Source organism: Arthrobacter sp. SE2 (assembly GCF_058244265.1).
This window is the reverse complement of record NZ_JBZAYA010000002.1, coordinates 103,417-122,814: the sequence shown is the minus strand read 5'-3', so window position 1 is coordinate 122,814 and position 19,398 is coordinate 103,417. Positions and strand designations below refer to the sequence as shown.

Below are 19,398 nucleotides of genomic sequence, written 5' to 3'. Positions count from 1 at the left end.
AGGAGGGTTTAGTGGTGGGCCTCATAGGTGAGCGGGCGTTGGCCGGGTGGCCCTCATAGGTGAGCGGGCGTTGGCCGGGAGGGCCCTATAGGTGAGCGGGCGTTGGCCGGGTGGGCCTCATAGGTGAGCGGCCGTTGGCCTGGGGAGCTGGCTCGTCGCGGCTAGCGCACCATCAGAGCGGCCAGTGCCATGCGTTCGAGGATGGGCCGGGCGCTTTTGACCGCCATGCGTCGTCCGTGGTGCCGGACCGAGTGGGGCGTCGAGTTGATGAGGCCGAAGGCTGCGTGGGCGCGGACGCGTAGTTCGGCAGGATCCGTGTCGGGATGCAGTTCGCCGAGCACACCCACCCACAGTTCCACATAGTTGCGCTGCAGGGTGCGGACTTCGGCCTGGTCGGAGTCGCTGAGGTTGCTGAAGTCGCGGTCCTGGACCCGGATGACATCGGGATTGCTGAGGGCGAAGTCCACGTGGAACTCCACCAATCCGCGCAACGCAGCTTCGGCGTCGAGGGCCTCGGACGCCACGGTGCGGCCGCCGTCGAGCAGATTCCGGCTCACACTCAACAGCAGTTCGGCCAACACGGCCTGTTTTCCCGGGAAATGCCGGTACACCGCAGGGCCGCTGACTCCTGCCGCGGCCCCCAGGTCCTCAAGGGACACGCGGTTGAAACCGTCGGCGGCGAACAACCCGGCTGCGGCGGTCAGGAGGGCCTTGCGCCGTGTTTCCTTGGCTTGGCTTCGCTGGGTCGGTGCCTGACCGTCCTGCTGGGAGCTCCGCTGGAAGGTGACCACAATTCCTCCTTTTGCACGCGTCCAATTCAGCGCCGATACCGGGCAGGCCCGGTGCCGGGGCGATGGACAACACAGTTAATCGAGACTAACCTAGATTCCAGTTATGCGGTACTAACTGAGATGGCCATGGGCCGGGATGGGACACAGTCGATGGAGACACTCGCCAGCCAGCTGGATACCAGCAGCGATCAGTTCGCGGCCAACGAGGAAGCGCAACTGTCACTGGTGCACGAGCTGAAGAAGCGCCTTGCCGTCGCCGCCCTCGGTGGCCCGGAGAAGTCGCGTGAGCGGCATATCTCCCGGGGCAAGTTGTTGCCGCGCGAGCGCATCAACTATTTGCTGGACGAGGGAAGCCCGTTCCTGGAGGTCGCCCCGCTGGCGGCCAACGGGATGTACAACGATGATTCGCCGGGCGCCGGTGTGATCGCGGGGATCGGCTTGGTCCATGGCCGCCAGGTGATGGTGGTTTCCAACGACGCGACGGTCAAGGGCGGCACGTACTACCCGATGACGGTGAAGAAGCACCTCCGGGCCCAGGAAATCGCGCTGGAAAACAAACTGCCGTGCGTCTACCTCGTCGATTCCGGGGGAGCGTTCCTGCCCAAGCAGGACGAGGTGTTCCCGGACAAGGAACACTTTGGCCGGATCTTTTTCAACCAGGCGAAGATGTCCGCGGCGAAGATCCCGCAGATCGCCTCGGTCATGGGGTCCTGCACGGCCGGTGGTGCCTACGTTCCCGCCATGAGCGACGAAACCGTCATTGTCCGCAACCAAGGCACCATTTTTCTGGGTGGCCCGCCCCTCGTGAAGGCCGCCATCGGTGAGATCGTCACGGCCGAGGAGCTCGGCGGCGGCGACGTCCACTCGCGTATTTCCGGTGTGACGGACCACCTCGCCGAAAACGACGAGCATGCCCTGCAGATTGTCCGCGACATCGTCGCCACCCTGCCCAAGCCGGCAGCCCCCGCGTGGGACGTGGACACCGCCGTCGAGCCCGTTGTGGACCCGGGCGAAATCTATGGTGCAGTTCCCACGGACGTCAACGCCCAATACGACGTTCACGAAGTCATCGCCCGGCTCGTGGACGGCTCGAGGTTCCACGAGTTCAAGAAGGACTACGGCACCACACTGGTGACGGGGTTCGGGAAGCTCCATGGCCACCCCGTGGGCATCGTGGCGAACAACGGCGTGTTGTTCAGCGAGTCCTCCCTCAAGGGCGCGCACTTCATTGAGCTCTGTGACCAGCGTGGCATTCCCTTGGTTTTCCTCCAGAACCTTTCCGGCTTCATGGTCGGCAAGGACGTCGAGCACGGCGGCATCGCCAAGAACGGCGCCAAGATGGTCACCGCCGTCGCCACCGCCCGCGTGCCCAAGCTCACCGTGGTGATCGGCGGTTCTTTCGGTGCCGGAAACTACTCGATGTGCGGCCGGGCCTACTCACCGCGCTTCCTGTGGATGTGGCCGGCGTCCAGGATTTCCGTCATGGGCGGCAACCAGGCCTCCAGCGTGCTGGCCACCGTCAAACGGGAGCAATACGAGGCCCGCGGCGAGGAATGGTCCGCCGAGGACGAGGAAGCCTTCAAAGCCCCCATCAAGCAGCAGTACGAGGACCAAGGCAGCCCCTACTACTCCACCGCCCGGCTCTGGGACGACGGCATCATCGACCCCGCAGACACCCGGCGCGTCCTCGGAATGGCCCTCGACGTCGTCTCCCGCCAACCCCTGCCGGAAACCTCCTTCGGCCTCTTCCGGATGTGACCCCATGACAATCAACTCCTTCGACACCGTCCTCGTCGCCAACCGCGGCGAGATCGCCTGCCGCGTCATCCGCACCCTCAAGGCCATGGGCATCCGTTCGGTGGCGGTCTATTCAGACGCCGACGCCGGGGCCCGCCACGTGCGCGAAGCAGACGCTGCCGTCCGCATCGGTACAGCGGCTGCGGCGGACAGCTACCTGCGGATAGACGCCATCATCGAGGCTTGCCTGCAAAGCGGTGCCCAGGCGGTCCACCCGGGCTACGGATTCCTGGCCGAAAACGTGGAGTTCGCCAAGGCCCTGGACGCGGCAGGCATCGCGTTCATCGGCCCCGGCATTGACGCCATCGAGATCATGGGCGACAAGATCCGGTCCAAGAACCACGTCATGTCCTACGGCGTCCCGTGCGTTCCGGGCATCGCCGAACCAGGCTTGAGCGACGAGGCCCTGATCGACGCGGCACCCGGCGTCGGCTTCCCATTGCTTATCAAGCCCTCGGCGGGCGGCGGGGGCAAAGGGATGCACATCGTGGAGCGGCTCGAGGATATGGCGGCCACCTTGCTGACGGCCCGCCGCGTGGCGGCGAGCGCCTTCGGTGACGACACCCTGTTCCTCGAGCGGCTCGTCCAGTCGCCCCGGCACATCGAGGTCCAGGTCCTTGCCGACAACCATGGCAACGTCATCCACCTCGGCGAACGCGAATGCTCGCTCCAGCGCCGCCACCAGAAAGTCATCGAGGAAGCACCGTCCCCCTTGCTGGAGTCCCTGGCGAACGGTGCCGAGGTCCGGGCGCGGATCGGTGAGGCCGCCTGCCAGGCTGCCCGGAGCGTCAAGTACAGCGGTGCGGGCACGGTCGAGTTCCTCGTCTCGGACCAGGACCCGGAACACTTCTTCTTCATGGAGATGAATACCCGACTCCAAGTGGAACACCCTGTCACGGAAATGGTGACGGGCGTCGATCTTGTCGAATGGCAAGTGCGCATCGCCGGGGGTGAGGTCCTCACGGTGGCGCAGTCCGACGTCGTGCTTGAGGGCCACGCGGTGGAGGCGCGCGTTTACGCGGAGGTACCCGAGCGCGGTTTCATGCCGTCCATCGGCGAGATCGTGACTCTCCGGGAACGGGCAAGCAACGATCCGCACGTCCGCATCGACTCCGCCATGCTGCCGGGACTGTCCGTCACCGGCGACTACGATCCCATGCTCGCGAAGGTCATTGCGTGGGGCCCGGACCGCAAAGCGGCGCTGGACACCCTTGACCACGCACTGGGGGACTACACGCTGCTGGGTGTGCACACGAACGTTGAGTACTTGCGGCTCCTGATCAACGACGACGACGTCCGCGCCGGCCGCCTCGACACCGGCTTGATCGAGCGCAAACTGGACAGGATGGAATTCCGGCAAGTGACCGACGTCGAGCTGATCGCCGCAGCCCTGCTCAACCGAACAGAACTCCTCAACCGCTCGGAACTGCTCAACCGCTCAGAACTGGCTCTGATCGGGGCGGCAGCACCTTGGAACACCGCCGATGGCTGGCGCGTCGGCGCCCCGGCGCCGTGGAAGACCACCATCGGACGCCCCGACGGCGGCTTGGCCACCGTGGGGCTGACGGTGAACGGACCGGGTTTCACGGCACGCGTGGATGCCGGGGTCGAGCATTCTGCCGCCATGCGGCAGGGATCCGCCGGGGATGCGGTGCTGGTGCTCGACGGCATTGAGCACCATTTCGCGCACGGCTCACCATCTCCGGGGCGTGAGGCACGCGAACTTTGGCTCGGCAGCGACGGCTGGTCCTGCTGGCTCGAGATCCTGGACCGCGAGGCCCGGCTTCAACGCATCCTCGCGGGTATCCAGCGCGAAGAAGGCGCCGCGGATCCCGAAGTCCGGTCTCCGATGCCGGGAACCGTCGTCTCCGTTTCGGTGCACAACGGCGACCATGTAGAAGCGGGCGACGTCCTCCTCGCTGTGGAGGCAATGAAGATGGAACACCAGCTGCTGGCCTCGGTGTCCGGCACAGTGCACCTCAGCAGCAAGACCGGGGACCTCGTCAAGGCTGACCAAGTCCTCGCCACCATCCACATGGCGGCAGAACCCGCCCCTGAAGTCACAGCAGAACCGACTGAAAACCAGAAAGACGAGGAAGCCTAGCCATGGCAAGTTTTGAACTCACCGAGGAATACCAGGACCTGAGCGACTCCGTCCGGGAATTCGCCGACGAGGTAGTGGCCCCCGTATCCACCAAGCACGACGAGGAACACAGCTTCCCGTACGAGGTAGTCAAACAGATGGGTGAGATGGGCCTGTTCGGCCTGCCCTTCCCTGAAGAGCTCGGCGGCATGGGCGGGGACTACTTCGCGCTCGCCCTCGCGCTGGAACAGTTGGGCAGGGTGGACCAGTCGGTGGCCATCACCCTCGAAGCAGGCGTCTCGCTCGGCGCCATGCCGGTGTACCGCTTCGGCACCCAAGCGCAAAAGGAACACTGGCTGCCCCAGCTGACCTCGGCCGAAGCGCTCGCAGGCTTCGGCCTGACCGAGCCGGAAGCCGGCTCGGACGCCGGAGGCACCAAAACGAACGCGCACCTCGAGGACGGCCGCTGGGTCATTAACGGCAACAAGGAGTTCATCACCAACTCCGGGACCGACATCACCCGGCTCGTCACCGTCACCGCCGTCACCGGGCAGCACGAACGCAAGGACGGGAGCATCAAGAAGGAAATCTCCACCATCCTGGTTCCCACCGACACGCCGGGTTTCACTGCGGAAAAGGCCTACAACAAAGTTGGCTGGAACGCTTCCGACACCCACCCGCTCACACTGAACAACGTCCGGGTACCCGAAGAGAACCTGCTCGGCGTCCGGGGACGGGGTTACGCCAACTTCCTGTCCATCCTGGATGAAGGCCGCATCGCGATCGCCGCGCTCGCCACCGGTGCGGCGCAGGGCTGCGTTGACTTGTCCGTGAAATACGCCAAGGAACGCGTCGCGTTCGGGCAGAACATCGGCAAGTACCAGGCCATCCAGTTCAAGATCGCCCGCATGCAGGCACGGGCCCACACTGCGCGCCTTGCCTACTACGATGCGGCCGCGCGGATGCTGGCCGGCAAGCCGTTCAAGACCGAAGCGGCCATCGCTAAGATGGTCGCAGGCGAGGCAGCCATGGACAACGCACGGGACGCCACCCAGGTGTTCGGTGGCTATGGCTTCATCAACGAATTCACGGTGGCACGCCACTACCGCGACTCCAAGATCCTGGAAGTCGGGGAAGGCACCACCGAGGTCCAGTTGATGCTCATCGCCCGCGAGCTGGGCCTTTAACCGTCAGGGAAGGTAAACGATGATTGACAAAGTTGTTGCCAGCGCCGCCGAAGCGGTGAAGGACATCCACGACGGCGCCTCTCTCGCCGTCGGCGGGTTCGGCTTGTGCGGGATCCCGGTGGCGCTGATCGATGCGCTCCACGATCAAGGCACCAAGGACCTTGAAACAGTCAGCAACAACTGCGGCGTGGACGACTGGGGCCTGGGCATCCTGCTGAGGGACGGGCGTATCCGCCGGACCATCAGTTCCTATGTCGGTGAGAACAAGGAGTTCGCGCGGCAGTACCTTGCCGGCGAACTCGAGGTGGTCCTCACCCCGCAGGGCACCTTGGCCGAGAAACTGCGCGCCGGCGGTGCCGGTATCCCTGCGTTCTTCACTGCGGCCGGCGTCGGGACGCAGGTCTCGGAAGGCGGCCTTCCGCAAAAGTACGACGGCGACGGCAACGTGGCGATCGCGTCCTCACCCAAGGAAGTGCGCACCTTCAACGGCGCGGACTATGTCCTGGAGGAATCCCTGACACCCGATTTCGGACTGGTCCACGCCTGGAAGGGCGACCGTCACGGGAACCTAGTCTTCCATGCGACGGCCATGAACTTCAACCCGCTGTGCGCCATGGCGGCCCGGATCACCATCGCCGAGGTCGAAGAGCTTGTGGAACCCGGCGAACTCGATCCGCAACATATCCACACTCCGGGCATCTTCGTGCAGCGGGTCGTCGTGGCACCGGACACCGAGAAGCGCATCGAAAAGCGGACCGTCGCGTTGACCCAGCAGGCAGGAGCATAGCCATGGAATCGAATATCACCCAGGATGTGCCTCCTCGTCCCGAGACGGTCAGGCATGAATACCGCCGCGCCGGCGCCGACCACCACGAGGGCAAAGGCTGGACGCGGAACGAACTGGCCGCCCGCGTAGCCCGTGAACTCACCAACGGGCAATACGTCAACCTCGGGATCGGCATGCCCACCCTGATCCCCAACTACATCCCCGAGGGGGTCGAGGTGATCCTGCATTCCGAGAACGGGATCCTGGGCGTCGGCCCGTACCCCGCTGACGATCAGGTGGACCCCGATCTGATCAACGCCGGCAAGGAAACGGTCACCGTCAACCCCGGCGCCGCATTCTTTGACTCGGCAACGTCGTTCGGTATGATCCGCGGCGGCCATGTGGATGTCGCAGTGCTCGGAGCCATGGAGGTCGCGGCCAATGGGGACCTGGCCAATTGGATGATCCCCGGCAAAATGGTCAAGGGCATGGGCGGCGCCATGGACCTGGTCTTCGGCGCCAAGCGGGTGATCGTGATGATGGAGCACGTGGACCGCAACGGCAAGCCCAAGATCGTCAAGGAATGCTCGTTGCCCGTCACGGGGAAAGGCTGCGTGGACCGGATCATCACCGACCTCGCCGTGATCGACGTCGTCTCCGAAGGCGGGGCCTCGAGGCTCGTCCTGCGCGAGCTGGCACCGAATGTCTCCGAAGAGGACGTGGCGGCCGCGACCGGCGTCGAGCTCTTTGAAGAGGACCAGGAGCTGACCGTATGACCAACGTTCCCGAACCCCGCATCCCTGAACCGCGCGTCGTTGAGCAGCGGGGCCTGTACTTCGACGAGCTTGAGGAAGACGTTGTTTACGCCCACCGGCCGGGCCGGACCGTCACCGAAACGGACAACGTCCTGTTCACTACGTTGACCATGAACACCCAGGCCCTCCACCTGGACGCGGCCTGGAGCGCCACGCAGCCCTTCGGGCAGAGGCTCATGAACTCGATGTTCACCTTGTCCACCATGGTGGGACAGTCCGTCACGCAATTGACCCAGGGCACCATCATTGCCCAGCTGGGCCTCACGGACGTCTCTTTCCCGCACCCGCTCTACCACGGTGACACCCTCTACACGGAGACTGTCATCACCGGGAAACGGGAGTCGTCGTCGCGTCCCGGGCAGGGTGTGGTGACCATGAAACACACCGGCCGCAACCAGGACGGCACGGTTGTGGCGCTCGCCACGCGGGCTTGCCTTATGTGGATCCGGACCGCGCATCTGGAGGCGCAACAGGGGACAATCAATACATGACCTTCACCATGGGCCCCGCTTTGCTTTTCTGCCCCGCCGACCGCCCGGAACGGTTCCAAAAGGCCGCGGAGCGTTCCGACGCCGTCATCGTAGACCTCGAGGACGCCGTCGCGCCCGCAGACAAGAAGCGGGCCCGGGGCGCCCTCCTCGCCCAGCTCGGCTCCGGCGGAGAGACCGCCGAGCTCGACCCCAGCCGCACGATTGTGCGGGTCAATCCAGTAGGTACCCCGGATTTCGAGAAGGACCTGCACTGCCTCGCGCACACCCCTTACCGCACCGTCATGCTTGCCAAGGCCGAGACCGGTGAACAGCTGAAGGCACTCGAGGGTTACCACGTCATCGCCCTGTGCGAGACAGCCAAGGGGATCGTCAACGCGAGCGAGATCGCCCAGGCTCCCAACGTCGTCGGGCTCATGTGGGGCGCCGAGGATCTGATCGCCTCCATGGGCGGCACCTCGAGCCGCAAGGACGACGGCGGCTACCGCGCCGTCGCAACGCACTCCCGCTCTACCGTGCTGCTGGCCGCCAAAGCGGCAGGCAAGGAAGCCATCGACTCGGTCTACGTCGACATTCCCGATCTTGCCGGCCTGGCCGCGGAATCCGCCGACGCCGTGGCCAGCGGATTCGGTGCCAAGGCCTGCATCCACCCGAACCAGGTCGCCGTGGTCCGCGAAGCCTACGCACCGTCGCCGGAAGCCGTTGCAGGAGCCCGTGAACTGCTTGAAGCTGCGGCCGCGGCCGGAACCGGTGTGTTCCAATACAAAGGCAAAATGGTGGATGGTCCCATCCTGAAACACGCCGAATCCACGCTGCTAAGGGCCCGCCTGTCCTGAAGGGCTATTGACCGCGCCGTCGTTGCTTCGGCAGCGACAACGGGGCGATGACGTCGTAGAGCTCCATCCGGATCCAGCGATGACCTGTCTCGCGGAACTCGGCCCGTGTGGCGAAGCGGTAAAGGAAGCTGCGGGCCCGCACCCAACGCGGCCGTGCGCCGTCGAACGGGTCCTGGCGCAACAAGCGCAAGGTGGGCGGATCGGCGTCGAGCAGTTTGCCCAAGAACGCGTAGAACCATTCCTCGTGCACCGTGCGCAAGGGCAGGAACCACATCAGCCAGTCGAGGCGCAGGTGGTACGGCGCCCACTGACGGGGCAGCCGTCGGACGTCGCCGGGCTTGCCCTTGAAGCCGTATTCGCGCCAATCGGCCTCATCGACGGGGACGTCGGCCTGGGTGCCTTCCACCACGATTTCCACCCGGTGCCGCGTCACCGTGCCGAACGCCCCGTAGGTGTTGACCAACTGCCATCGGTTGAAGCTGGCGTTCATGAGCTGTTCCCGCGAGAGCAGGTTGCGGACGGGCCAATAGCTGAGCACCAGGAGGAGCGCCGTCACTGCGAGCACGACGGCGAGCCACCACACCGGGGTCTGCGGAACCGCCTCGGCCGGGGTCGGCCGTTGCGGAATGAACGGCAGCACAGTACGGGCGACCGGGTCACTCACCGCGGCGAAAGCGAGCACGATCGCGGACCAATTGAGCCACGCGAAGTTTCCGGTCCCCACAAGCCAAAGCTGCGTGAACACGACAATTCCGGCGGCAATGGTGGCCAGTGGCTGCGGGGCGAACAGGAAGAACGGCACGACCAGCTGGGCGAAGTGGTTTCCAAGCACCTCCATGCGGTGCATCGGTTTGGGTAGGAGATGCGCCTGGCGGCTCAACGGTCCGGGCATGGGCTGCGTCTCGTGGTGGTAGTACAGGGCGGTTAGATCACGCCACTCGCTTCCGCCATGGATCTTGATCATGCCCGCGCCGAATTCCAGCCTGAATAGCAGCCACACAAGCAGGACGAGGATGGTCCTGGGCGGGGGAGTCTGTTCCGAACCGAGGAAACCCACAGTGAAGCCCATTTCCAGCAGCAGCATCTCCCAGCCGAAGCCGTAAAACGTCTGGCCGACGTTGACGATCGACATGTAGAGCAACCACAAAGCCAGGAACGCGGCCAGGGGAAGCCACGGCGGTCCCAGTTGCGGCAGCCCGCCCACGAGCGTAAAGGAAACGGCAAGCCCGGCGGCGCACACGGCACGGAGCAGAGTGTCCGAATACTTCCAGCGGAACAGGCTGGGCCTGCGCAAGACCCTGTGTCCGTCCACGTACCTCGGGACAGGCAGGAGCCCGTGTTCGCCAAGGAGCGCGGGAAACTGGTTGAGGCTGGACAGGAACGCGATGAAATAGAGCGCGGCCGTGCCACGCTGGAGCACCTGCCGGGCGAATTCATAGTCCGGCGCCTCGAACCACGAGACCCAGTCCACAAAACAACGCTACGCCTGGGGTGCGGGATACTTAAGCAATGCAGCCGCGCAAGATCATCCTCCTCGGGTCCACTGGTTCCATCGGCACACAAGCAATTGACGTCGTCGACGCCGCTCCCCACCTCTTCGAGGTCGTGGCGCTGAGCGCGGGCGGCAGGAACCTGGAACTCATCGCGCAGCAGGCCGTCCACACCAAGGCCCAAGCAGTGGGCATCGCCTACGGCGACGCTCACGAACTCCAGAGACTCATCAGCGAGGCCGCTTCCGCCGCCGGGCTCCGGAACTATGATCCGGCGATCATTACGGGACCGGATGCGTCCACCAAGATTGCCGCGATCGAAGCGGACGTCGTGCTCAACGGCATCACTGGTTCCATCGGGCTGGCGCCGACGCTCGCGGCCCTCAAGTCCGGCGCCATCCTGGCCTTGGCGAACAAGGAATCCCTGATCGTCGGCGGTGCGCTGGTGAAGGCCGCGGCGGCCGTTGACCAGATCGTGCCCGTGGATTCCGAGCACTCGGCCATCGCCCAATGCCTCCGCGCGGGAACCGACAAAGAGGTCGAGAAACTCATCCTGACAGCGTCCGGCGGACCTTTCCGGGGCCGCAGCCGCGAGCAACTCCGCGACGTCACTCCGGCTGAGGCACTCGCCCACCCCACGTGGGACATGGGCCTCATGGTCACGACGAACTCAGCCAGCCTGGTCAACAAAGGCCTGGAGGTCATCGAGGCGCACCTGCTCTTCGATGTTCCCTTGGACAGGATCGACGTCGTGGTGCACCCGCAATCCGTGGTGCACTCGATGGTGGAGTTCGTGGACGGCTCCATCATTGCCCAGGCCTCTCCGCCTGACATGCGGCTGCCCATTGCCCTTGGACTCGGGTGGCCGGACCGCGTGCCCCGCGCCGCCAAGGCCTGCGACTGGAGCAAGGCCACCAGTTGGACGTTCGAGCCCCTTGACTCGGTGGCCTTCCCGGCCGTGGAACTGGCCAAGGACGCCGCGAAGCAAGGGAGCACCTTTCCGGCCGTCTTCAACGCGGCCAACGAGGAAGCGGTGGAAGCCTTCCACGCCGGGAGGATCCGCTTCACCGAGATCGTTGACACCGTGGAGTCCGTCCTCAGCGAACATTCAGGATCCTTGGAGCTGACGGTTGACTCTGTGTTGGATGCTGAGAGGTGGGCACGTACGCGCACCCACGATCGTTTAGCCAACAGCACCCTTTAGGAAGCAGTACTTAAGGCATGAATCCCGTCATTTTGTTCATTCTCGGAGTCGTCTTCGTCGCTATCGGCGTGGCCATCTCCATTGCGCTGCACGAGGTGGGGCACTTGCTTCCCGCCAAGCTGTTCAAGGTGCGCGTCACGAAATACATGATCGGGTTCGGCCCAACCCTGTGGTCCACGCGGAAAGGCGAGACCGAGTATGGCGTCAAGGCCATTCCGCTGGGCGGCTACGTCGCCATGATCGGCATGTACCCGCCCAACAAGGAAGATGGCAGCGTCAGGCCGTCGAGCACCGGCATGTTCCAGACCCTCGCCACCGAGGCCCGGTCCGCGGCGCATGAGGAAGTGGGCCCCGGGGACGAGAACAGGGTCTTCTACAGGCTGCCGGTCTGGAAAAAGGTCATCATCATGCTGGGTGGGCCGGCCATGAACCTCCTCATCGGCTTGGTGCTGACCGCGGTGCTCCTCATGGGCTTCGGAGTGTCCACGGCCACCACCACGATTGCCGAGGTGTCCAAGTGCCAGGTCAAGGCAGGCGAGACCGTGGATCCGAACTCGCCGAACTGCCAACTGACCCCGGCCGCGGTGGCCAAGCTCCAGCCCAACGACGTTGTCACCAGCTTTGACGGCAAGCCGGTGACGAGCTGGGCTGAAATGAGCGGCTGGATCCGGGCATCCGCCGGCAAGGCCGTGCAAATCACGGTGGACCGTGGCGGCAAGAGCGTCACCACGCAAGTTACCCCCGTGCTCTCTGCGCGCCCCGTCATTGGCGACAACGGCCAGCAGGCCAAGGGCGCGGACGGCAAGCCGTTGTATGAGGAAGTCGGGTTCCTGGGCATCGGTGCGCAGACCGCCATGGTGCCCCAACCGGCGTCGACCGTTCTTCCGATGGCCGGCGAGAACATCAAGCAGATCGCCGGAGTCATCCTCAACCTGCCTGCCAGGGTGGTCGGCGTGGCGCAAGCGGCCTTCGGCTCCGAACCGCGCGATCCCAATGGCCCCATCAGCGTGGTGGGAGTCGGCCGGGTAGCCGGTGAAGTGGCTGCCATGGATCAGGTTCCGCTGCAATCGCGCGTCAGCGCCCTCGTGGGGCTCCTCGCCGGACTGAACTTCGCCCTCGCCGTGTTCAACCTGGTTCCGCTCTTGCCGCTCGACGGCGGACACGTGGCGGGCGCGCTCTACGAAGGAGCACGGCGCCGAATCGCGAAGCTCTTCGGCAAACCGGATCCAGGCGCCTTCGACATTGCCAAGCTCTTGCCGCTTACTTACGTCGTGGCGAGTGTCCTCATGGCCATGAGCGCTTTGCTGATCTACGCGGACATCGTCAAGCCCGTCAACCTCTTCGGCTGATCCGGATTGGGCTTGGGGGATAGGCTATCCATATGACTGTTTTCGCTGTTGAGTACGTGTACGACGCCGAGTCCGCCGAGGTGCGCGACGCGAACCGCCCTGCCCACCGCGCCTGGCTCGCCAGCCTCGCCGAGCAGGGAACCCTGCTGGCGAGCGGCCCATACACCGATGGCGCGGGTGCGCTGTTGCTGCTTGAGGCCGCCGACGAGTCCGAGCTGAACGCCACGCTGAAGGAGGATCCGTTCGCCGCCGTCCGGGGGATTGCAGGCATCCGGACCTCGGAGTGGAACCCGATTATCGGAATGCTTGCCGCCCACGCTTCCTAGCAGCATGAACGGCCGGGGTCCTGACCCAGGCCCTACGATCCACCCATTTCAACCCAAGGAGTCCACGTGACCTCGGTCAGCCTGGGAATGCCGTCAGCCCCGCCCCCCGTTCTCGCGCCCCGCCGCAAGACCCGCCAGATCAAGGTGGGTTCGGTCGGCGTCGGCTCCGATTCGCCCATCAGCGTGCAATCGATGACCACCACCCCCACTACGGACATCAACGCCACGCTGCAGCAAATCGCGGAGCTGACGGCGTCCGGCTGTGACATCGTGCGTGTCGCTTGCCCTTCCGCGGATGACGCCGAGGCGCTGCCGATCATCGCCCGCAAGTCCCAGATTCCGGTGATCGCGGACATCCACTTCCAGCCGAAGTACGTCTTCGCCGCGATCGAAGCCGGTTGCGCCGCTGTGCGCGTCAATCCGGGCAACATCCGCAAGTTCGACGACCAGGTGAAGGAAATCGCCAAGGCCGCGAAGGACCACGGCACGTCCATCCGGATCGGCATCAACGCCGGCTCCCTGGAGCCCGGCATCCTGAAGAAATACGGCAAAGCCACCCCGGAAGCCCTCGTCGAGTCGGCCGTGTGGGAAGCTTCGTTGTTCGAGGAACACGGCTTCAACGATTTCAAGATCTCCGTCAAGCACAACGACCCAGTCATCATGGTGGCGGCCTACGAGATGCTTGCCGAAAAAGGCGACTGGCCCCTGCACCTTGGCGTGACCGAGGCCGGACCCGCCTTCCAGGGCACCATCAAGTCCGCGACGGCCTTCGGAGCGCTGCTGTCCCGGGGCATCGGCGACACCATCCGCGTGTCCCTTTCCGCGCCGCCTGTTGAGGAAATCAAGGTCGGCAACCAGATCCTGCAGTCCCTCAACCTGCGCCCCCGCAAGCTCGAAATCGTCTCCTGCCCTTCTTGCGGACGCGCGCAGGTGGACGTCTACACACTCGCGGAGCAGGTCACGGCCGGGCTTGAAGGAATGGAGATTCCGCTGCGCGTCGCCGTCATGGGTTGCGTGGTGAACGGCCCGGGTGAGGCACGTGAAGCCGATCTCGGTGTAGCATCCGGAAACGGCAAGGGGCAGATCTTCGTGAAGGGCGAAGTCATTAAGACTGTCCCCGAGAGCCAGATTGTTGAGACACTGATCGAAGAGGCCATGCGTATCGCCGAAGAGATGGGGGAGGCCGATGGCGAAGATGCTGTCAAGGGTAGCCCCGTGGTTAGCGTCTCGTAACGAGACAGCTGCTGATGGGATTTCCGTCCGGGTGCTCGGCGCTGCCGACACCCGGGCCCTTCGCGTGCTCGCGATGGAAGATCCGGTAGCGAACGTCTTTATTTTGGCGCACCTCGATTCGTCGGGAAGCGCCGCACCCACTTCCGGCGGAGCGAGCGTGTTTGGAGTGTTCGACGGCGACGCCCTGGTGGGTGCCTGCTGGGCCGGCGCCAACCTGGTTCCGGTGCAGCTGGATCCCGAACTGGCTTCCCGCGTTGCGGCCGTTGCACACAGGGCCGGACGTCGCTACGCGTCGATCTTCGGGCCTGCGGAGACCGTGCTGGCGCTCCATTCCCGCTTGGAGCAACTGGGCCATTTCGCCCACGAGGTACGCGCCGACCAGCCGCTTTTGGCGATCTCGGGGCCACCCGCCGTCGACCCCAATCCACAGCTCGGCTTCGGAAACATCGCGGACTTCGACCGGATCCTGCCCGCCTGCGCAGCCATGTTCGAAGAGGAAGTGGGCTATTCGCCCTTTCTCGGGAGCGAGGACTTCTACAGCCGCAGGGTGGCCGGACTGATCCGGCAAGGCCATTCCTTGGTGCACATCGACGCCGGCGGGACCGTCAAGTTCAAAGCCGAACTCGGGGCGGTCACGGCGCAGGCCACCCAGGTCCAGGGCGTCTGGATGAACCCCGAGTTCCGCGGCCAAGGACTCAGCGCCGGGTACATGGCGGGAGTGGTTGTCCTCGCCCAACAGTTCGCCCCGATCACGAGCCTCTACGTCAACGAATACAACACCCGGGCGCGCGCCACGTACGAGCGGGTCGGTTTCCAACGCCTCGGAACCTTCGCCACAGTTCTGTACTGACTAGCCCAACTGACTCGCAGTAGTTGTCGTTTTGACGGCTCATAGCGACAACAACTGCGTGGGCCCACGCCGCCTGGGTTCCCTGGCCGTGGGGCCCCACCGCCGGTGGGGACTTGCGAGGCGAGGGCGGCGGTGGGGATCACTTGGTGGGCGTAAACTCGCCCGTGAGGTAGTGCTGGACGTTCGGTGCAACGAGCCGGACCACTTCGTCCTGGGAGGCCGAAGCCAGGGGTTCGAGCCGGACCACGTAGCGCATCAGCATGAGCCCCACCATTTGCGTGGCAACGAGGTTGCCGCGCATTTTCGCTTCTTCGGGGGAGCCGGGAAGACCCGCGGTGATCCTGGAAAGGATCGTCCTCGCCACCATCTCGCGTAGCAAGGCGGTTTTGGCCTTGGAACCGATCGTGCCCCTGACGAACGCGACAAGGCCGTGTTGTGCCGGGCTTTCCCACAGCCGCAACACAGCGCGGACGATTGCCTCCGAGCGTTGCGACGGATCCAACGATTCGACGCCTGCAAGGACCTCGTCGGGATCCGCCGGGAGTTCGATGCTCTGGGCGAAGAGTTCGTCCTTGCCCTTGAAGAAGTGGTGGACCATGGCCGGGTCCATTTCGGCTTCGCGGGCCACTTGCCGCAGGCTCGTGCCGTCGAAACCATGCTCGGCGAAGAGCCGGCGCGCTGTGGCCAGGATCAGTTCGCGGGAGTCGCTTCCGCCGCTGCGGCGTCCCCGCCGCACGGGAGGCAAGGCGCCGCTCATGAGGTCCGCCGTCGGAGGGTGAATGAGGCCAGCACCAAAACTCCCACAACGATCGCCGCCATGACCCCGGCATCCTGCCACATGGCCTGCGTCGCCTCGGTGTTGTCGGCGATCTGCTGGAGCGCATCGACCGAAAACGTCAGTGGCAGCACATTGGAGATGCTCTCCAGGAGGCTGTTCATGTGGTCCCGGGCCACGAAGAGTCCGCACAACAGGATCTGCGGTATCACCACTACCGGCATGAACTGCACCGCCTGGAATTCGGTCCGCGCAAAGGCTGAGCACAAGAGGCCAAGCGCGACACCCAGCACTGCGTTGATGACGGCGATCATCACGACGTAGCCAGGACCGCCCTTGATATCCAGATTGAAGATCCAGTAGGCCACGGCCGTTGCCACAAGGGATTGCAGGGCAGCCATGATGGAGAACGCCAACGCGTAGCCGAACAGGAGATCGGCTTTGTGGATGGGCGTCGTGAGGAGCCGTTCCAACGTCCCCGACGTCCTTTCGCGCAACATCGTGATCGACGTGACCAGGAACATCACCACGAACGGGAAAATGGCCAGCATCATGAGTCCCACACGGTCAAAGGTCCGGGGGAATCCGGGAGGCAGAGTCTCGTTCTCGAACAGATAGTAGACGCCCGTGAGCAGTAGGGCGGGAACCACCATGATGAGCGCGACGCTGCGGTGGTCGTGACGCAGTTGTTCCAAGACCCGCCTGGTGGTGGCAAACATCATCCGTGGATTCATGACGCCACCTGGCTTTCATTTGCACCCCGGCGGTTCGAAGTGGCGCTCGTTTCCTGGATGATGTGCAGGAAGGCCTGTTCCAGATCGTTGCTGTGTCCCCGTTCGCTGAGTTCCGCCGGACTGAGCTGCGCCAGCAGCAAGCCGTCGCGGAGCAGGAGCAACGAGGAACAGTGCGAGGCCTCTTCCATGACGTGGCTGGACACCAGCAAGGTGGTGCCCGATTCGGCCATCGCGGCGAACCGTTCCCACAGCTCGGCGCGCAGTACCGGATCCAAGCCAACCGTCGGTTCGTCGAGGACCAGCAGCTTCGGATGCGAGACGAGCGCGCAGGCCAGCGAAACCCGGCTGAATTCACCACCGGAAAGGTCTGCTGTCTTCCGCCGTGCCAGTGATTCGAGCCCGACGGCGGCAATCGCCTCCGCACTGTCGGCCGCCGAGACGCCGTGCATGGCTCCGAAATACCTGACGTTCGCCTCGACGCTCAGGTCCGTGTAGACGCTCGGCGCCTGGGTGACGTATCCGACGTCGTGCCGCAATGACGGCGTACCCGCTGGACGGCCCAATACCACCACGCTGCCGGCTGTCAGTCGCTGGACGCCGACGATGCAGCGCATGAGGGTCGTCTTGCCGCTTCCGGACGGCCCGAGCAGGCCCGTGATGAGCCCGGGCTCCATGGTGAAGTCCAGGCCGCGCAGGATCTTCTTGTGGCCGCGCGTGACGTGCAGGCCCTCCGCTGCGACCGCCGGGGAGATGCCTGGTGCGGGACTTCCCACTGGACTGTAGGACATCACGGCCTCCGATTTATTCATCAAGTGATGAATAAAAGGTAAGTCCGATACACGGGCGCGTCAACTGTGAGCCTCGAGGACGGATCTGGCCCTTCGCTGAATTTCGGCGTCATGTTCTCTGGTGGTGGTTTTGCCGGGGTTTTTGCCCGGGATCGATGTGTGGCGGCGGGATGAACCAGGGGATGCCGTTGGTGACCTGGATCTTCCATTGTTCTTTGTGGACGAGGTGATGGTGGTGGGTGCAGAGCAGCACGCCGTTGTCGGTGCTGGTGGATCCGCCGTGTGACCAGTAGGTGATGTGGTGGGCTTCGCACCAGGTTGCCGGAATGGTGCAGTTGGGGAAGGCGCAGCCCCGGTCCCGGGCGGTGAGGGCTTTGCGGATGTGGGGCGGGAAGATGCGGGTGGTGCGGCCGATGTCCAGGATGCGGCTGTTGCTGCCGAGCAGGACCGGGATGATGTCGGCGTCGCAGGCGATTTTGCGGATGATGGCGGGGGATATGGGGCCGGTGTGGGTGAAGGTTCCGCTGCCGGGCTGTGTGCCGCGGGGGTCTTGGGCGGTACGCGTTTCGAGGCGGTTCAGGAGGTCCCGGTAGTTGATGGTGACCATGACCTGGGGGCGGAGTCCGCCCGTGGCGGGCAGGGTGGCGGCGGCGAGGGCTGTTTTGCAGGCGCCGACGAGGCCGTCGAGGAGGAGTTGGGCGCGGGTGCGCCGGTCCAAGCCGTCTTGGTGATCCGCCTCGGGGGCGCCGGGGTCACCGTCGCCGGGCCCGGCGTTGTCCGGGGTGGTGGTGCGGGGGTTGGTGGCGGTGTTCATGACGGTGAGGAGGTGTTCGTATTGCTCGGGTGTGGCGAAGATTTCGATGTGGTGGAGGCCGCGGTGGGGGCGGCGGAGGAAGGCGCCTTGGCGGTGGCGGTGTTCTTCTTCGCTGGGTTCGGTGCCGTCTTGTTCGATGGCGTCGACCCAGCGGCGGGCGATGCGGGTGAGGAAGTCCTGGTCGTTGTCGATGGCGGTGCGGGTGAGGCTGTGCTCCATCCGGGCCAAGGCGTCCGTATCGGGAATATGCCGGACGCGTTCCAGTGCGGTGGTGATGATGGTTCCGGCGTGGGAAGAGATGGTTCCGGTGGCCAGGGCCGCGGCCGTTTCTTCGTGTTTGGCGGGCATGGCGTGGCCGGGCAGGCCGGTGCGGGGGAGCACGGTTGCGGCCAGGGCGAGCCGGCGGCGGGCTTCGCTGACGCTGATCCGCAGCCGGGTCCTGAGGTACTCGGCGGTGTTCCGGCATCCGTCATCGGCCGGGGAGCGGGTGCCCGTGGCCGCCGCAGTCGGGAAGGAACCCGCCACAGCTGCGGGCTGGGTATCTGCCGCCGCAGTTCCCGGCGTGGTGCCTGCCGCGGTTGTGCCGGTGTCGGTTCCCCAGCCGGTGGTCCAGCCGTCCGTTCGGCTGGTAGGTCCGGCGGCGATGATTGCCTCGCTCCGGGTTTTGTCCACTGCTGCCGCGGCGAGCAGCTGGAGGTATTCGACCTGGCGGCAAGATCCTCCACGATCCCGGCGAAATCGGCTGCTTCGGGGAAGGTCGTGGCGCCGAGTTCCTCCGGGGCCGTGGACAGGGCCGAGTCCAGCAGGCCCAGGCACCGCCGCACGTCCGCGGCAGCACCGCCGTCGGGCGCCGGCCTTGGAGGCCGGAAGCCGGCGCCGGAGGCAGCAAAGGTGCCCGTGGCGGGAACACTGCGAAGCCTGCGGTCCTGAAGGAGGCCAGAAACACCGCGGCCGGGCGCGTTCGCGCTGGCTGCGGTGTCCGCTGCACGTTCCTCGAGGGCTTCCATGAATAAACCCTGTCACGGGGGTCTGACATTTTTAGGCCCACGTGCAACAACAAATATTGATAAGT

General features: G+C 65.0%; 18 protein-coding genes. 12 read left to right on the top strand and 6 right to left on the bottom strand.

Features of this window, described 5'->3' with window-relative positions:
* Positions 1-161 precede the first annotated feature (161 nt).
* Complete coding sequence (locus AC4CS3_RS03290; RefSeq protein ID WP_345449765.1) at positions 162-791, bottom strand: SACE_7040 family transcriptional regulator; 630 nt, start codon at positions 789-791, stop codon at positions 162-164.
* A 150-nt stretch (positions 792-941) separates the two neighbouring features.
* Here AC4CS3_RS03290 and AC4CS3_RS03285 point away from each other — a divergent pair, with 150 nt between their 5' ends.
* Genes AC4CS3_RS03285 through AC4CS3_RS03255 form a run of 7 tightly spaced genes read left to right on the top strand, consistent with a single transcriptional unit; the run spans position 942 to position 8,763 of the window.
* Positions 942-2,549: a carboxyl transferase domain-containing protein gene (locus AC4CS3_RS03285; RefSeq protein ID WP_490782189.1), complete on the top strand. Its 1,608-nt coding sequence runs from the start codon at positions 942-944 to the stop codon at positions 2,547-2,549.
* 4 nt (positions 2,550-2,553) lie between these two features.
* Positions 2,554-4,692, top strand: coding sequence for an acetyl/propionyl/methylcrotonyl-CoA carboxylase subunit alpha (locus AC4CS3_RS03280; RefSeq protein ID WP_490782188.1), 2,139 nt, complete (start codon positions 2,554-2,556; stop codon positions 4,690-4,692).
* Positions 4,693-4,694: 2 nt separating this feature from the next.
* The gene (locus AC4CS3_RS03275) at positions 4,695-5,858 is read left to right on the top strand and encodes an acyl-CoA dehydrogenase family protein (RefSeq protein WP_490782187.1); all 1,164 of its coding nucleotides are present in this window, start codon (positions 4,695-4,697) and stop codon (positions 5,856-5,858) included.
* A gap of 19 nt (positions 5,859-5,877) precedes the next feature.
* Positions 5,878-6,645 carry a CoA transferase subunit A gene (locus tag AC4CS3_RS03270; protein ID WP_490782186.1) on the top strand — a complete coding sequence of 256 codons (768 nt, stop codon included), beginning with the start codon at positions 5,878-5,880 and terminating at the stop codon, positions 6,643-6,645.
* Between the two features lie 2 nt (positions 6,646-6,647).
* Positions 6,648-7,400, top strand: a complete 753-nt coding sequence (locus tag AC4CS3_RS03265; RefSeq protein WP_490782185.1) for a CoA transferase subunit B — start codon at positions 6,648-6,650, stop codon at positions 7,398-7,400.
* A complete protein-coding gene (locus AC4CS3_RS03260; RefSeq protein ID WP_490782184.1) occupies positions 7,397-7,930 on the top strand; it encodes a MaoC family dehydratase in 534 nt (177 codons plus the stop codon). Before AC4CS3_RS03265 ends, AC4CS3_RS03260 begins: the two co-directional genes overlap by 4 nt.
* Positions 7,927-8,763, top strand: a complete 837-nt coding sequence (locus AC4CS3_RS03255; protein WP_490782183.1) for an HpcH/HpaI aldolase/citrate lyase family protein — start codon at positions 7,927-7,929, stop codon at positions 8,761-8,763. The genes AC4CS3_RS03260 and AC4CS3_RS03255 overlap by 4 nt, the downstream gene beginning before the upstream one ends.
* Positions 8,764-8,767: 4 nt before the next feature.
* On the opposite strand, the gene AC4CS3_RS03250 is transcribed toward AC4CS3_RS03255, so the two are convergent.
* Positions 8,768-10,234: a lipase maturation factor family protein gene (locus AC4CS3_RS03250; RefSeq protein WP_490782182.1), complete on the bottom strand. Its 1,467-nt coding sequence runs from the start codon at positions 10,232-10,234 to the stop codon at positions 8,768-8,770.
* A gap of 38 nt (positions 10,235-10,272) precedes the next feature.
* Between AC4CS3_RS03250 and dxr the strand changes: the two genes are divergently transcribed.
* The 5 genes from dxr to AC4CS3_RS03225 all read left to right on the top strand — a co-directional run bounded on the left by dxr (position 10,273) and on the right by AC4CS3_RS03225 (position 15,215).
* A complete protein-coding gene (gene dxr, locus AC4CS3_RS03245; protein ID WP_490782181.1) occupies positions 10,273-11,457 on the top strand; it encodes a 1-deoxy-D-xylulose-5-phosphate reductoisomerase in 1,185 nt (394 codons plus the stop codon).
* A gap of 17 nt (positions 11,458-11,474) precedes the next feature.
* The gene (locus AC4CS3_RS03240; protein WP_490782180.1) at positions 11,475-12,806 is read left to right on the top strand and encodes a M50 family metallopeptidase; all 1,332 of its coding nucleotides are present in this window, start codon (positions 11,475-11,477) and stop codon (positions 12,804-12,806) included.
* A gap of 32 nt (positions 12,807-12,838) precedes the next feature.
* Complete coding sequence (locus AC4CS3_RS03235) at positions 12,839-13,132, top strand: YciI family protein (RefSeq protein ID WP_236816616.1); 294 nt, start codon at positions 12,839-12,841, stop codon at positions 13,130-13,132.
* A 66-nt stretch (positions 13,133-13,198) separates the two neighbouring features.
* Entirely contained in the window at positions 13,199-14,365 is a 1,167-nt protein-coding gene (ispG, locus tag AC4CS3_RS03230) for a flavodoxin-dependent (E)-4-hydroxy-3-methylbut-2-enyl-diphosphate synthase (protein ID WP_236816619.1), read from the top strand.
* Positions 14,328-15,215, top strand: a complete 888-nt coding sequence (locus tag AC4CS3_RS03225) for a GNAT family N-acetyltransferase (protein ID WP_490782443.1) — start codon at positions 14,328-14,330, stop codon at positions 15,213-15,215. Before ispG ends, AC4CS3_RS03225 begins: the two co-directional genes overlap by 38 nt.
* A 139-nt stretch (positions 15,216-15,354) precedes the next feature.
* On the opposite strand, the gene AC4CS3_RS03220 is transcribed toward AC4CS3_RS03225, so the two are convergent.
* The 4 genes from AC4CS3_RS03220 to AC4CS3_RS03205 all read right to left on the bottom strand — a co-directional run bounded on the left by AC4CS3_RS03220 (position 15,355) and on the right by AC4CS3_RS03205 (position 18,998).
* Positions 15,355-15,972 carry a TetR/AcrR family transcriptional regulator gene (locus AC4CS3_RS03220; protein ID WP_490782179.1) on the bottom strand — a complete coding sequence of 206 codons (618 nt, stop codon included), beginning with the start codon at positions 15,970-15,972 and terminating at the stop codon, positions 15,355-15,357.
* On the bottom strand, positions 15,969-16,712 hold the full coding sequence (locus tag AC4CS3_RS03215) for an ABC transporter permease (protein ID WP_366176575.1): 744 nt from the start codon (positions 16,710-16,712) through the stop codon (positions 15,969-15,971). Before AC4CS3_RS03215 ends, AC4CS3_RS03220 begins: the two co-directional genes overlap by 4 nt.
* A gap of 8 nt (positions 16,713-16,720) precedes the next feature.
* Positions 16,721-17,512, bottom strand: coding sequence for an ABC transporter ATP-binding protein (locus AC4CS3_RS03210; protein WP_490782442.1), 792 nt, complete (start codon positions 17,510-17,512; stop codon positions 16,721-16,723).
* Positions 17,513-17,621: 109 nt separating this feature from the next.
* Positions 17,622-18,998, bottom strand: a complete 1,377-nt coding sequence (locus AC4CS3_RS03205) for an HNH endonuclease signature motif containing protein (RefSeq protein ID WP_490782178.1) — start codon at positions 18,996-18,998, stop codon at positions 17,622-17,624.
* Between the last annotated feature and the right edge of the window lie 400 nt (positions 18,999-19,398).

Coding starts and splice junctions, on each gene's coding strand:
- AC4CS3_RS03285 (WP_490782189.1), top strand. CDS start 942: ATGGAGACACTCGCCAGCCAGCTGGATACCAGCAGCGATCAGTTCGCG.
- AC4CS3_RS03240 (WP_490782180.1), top strand. CDS start 11,475: ATGAATCCCGTCATTTTGTTCATTCTCGGAGTCGTCTTCGTCGCTATC.
- dxr (WP_490782181.1), top strand. CDS start 10,273: ATGCAGCCGCGCAAGATCATCCTCCTCGGGTCCACTGGTTCCATCGGC.
- AC4CS3_RS03280 (WP_490782188.1), top strand. CDS start 2,554: ATGACAATCAACTCCTTCGACACCGTCCTCGTCGCCAACCGCGGCGAG.
- AC4CS3_RS03270 (WP_490782186.1), top strand. CDS start 5,878: ATGATTGACAAAGTTGTTGCCAGCGCCGCCGAAGCGGTGAAGGACATC.
- AC4CS3_RS03260 (WP_490782184.1), top strand. CDS start 7,397: ATGACCAACGTTCCCGAACCCCGCATCCCTGAACCGCGCGTCGTTGAG.
- AC4CS3_RS03255 (WP_490782183.1), top strand. CDS start 7,927: ATGACCTTCACCATGGGCCCCGCTTTGCTTTTCTGCCCCGCCGACCGC.
- AC4CS3_RS03235 (WP_236816616.1), top strand. CDS start 12,839: ATGACTGTTTTCGCTGTTGAGTACGTGTACGACGCCGAGTCCGCCGAG.
- AC4CS3_RS03225 (WP_490782443.1), top strand. CDS start 14,328: ATGCTGTCAAGGGTAGCCCCGTGGTTAGCGTCTCGTAACGAGACAGCT.
- AC4CS3_RS03275 (WP_490782187.1), top strand. CDS start 4,695: ATGGCAAGTTTTGAACTCACCGAGGAATACCAGGACCTGAGCGACTCC.
- AC4CS3_RS03215 (WP_366176575.1), bottom strand. CDS start 16,712: ATGATGTTTGCCACCACCAGGCGGGTCTTGGAACAACTGCGTCACGAC.
- AC4CS3_RS03265 (WP_490782185.1), top strand. CDS start 6,648: ATGGAATCGAATATCACCCAGGATGTGCCTCCTCGTCCCGAGACGGTC.
- AC4CS3_RS03210 (WP_490782442.1), bottom strand. CDS start 17,512: ATGTCCTACAGTCCAGTGGGAAGTCCCGCACCAGGCATCTCCCCGGCG.
- AC4CS3_RS03220 (WP_490782179.1), bottom strand. CDS start 15,972: ATGAGCGGCGCCTTGCCTCCCGTGCGGCGGGGACGCCGCAGCGGCGGA.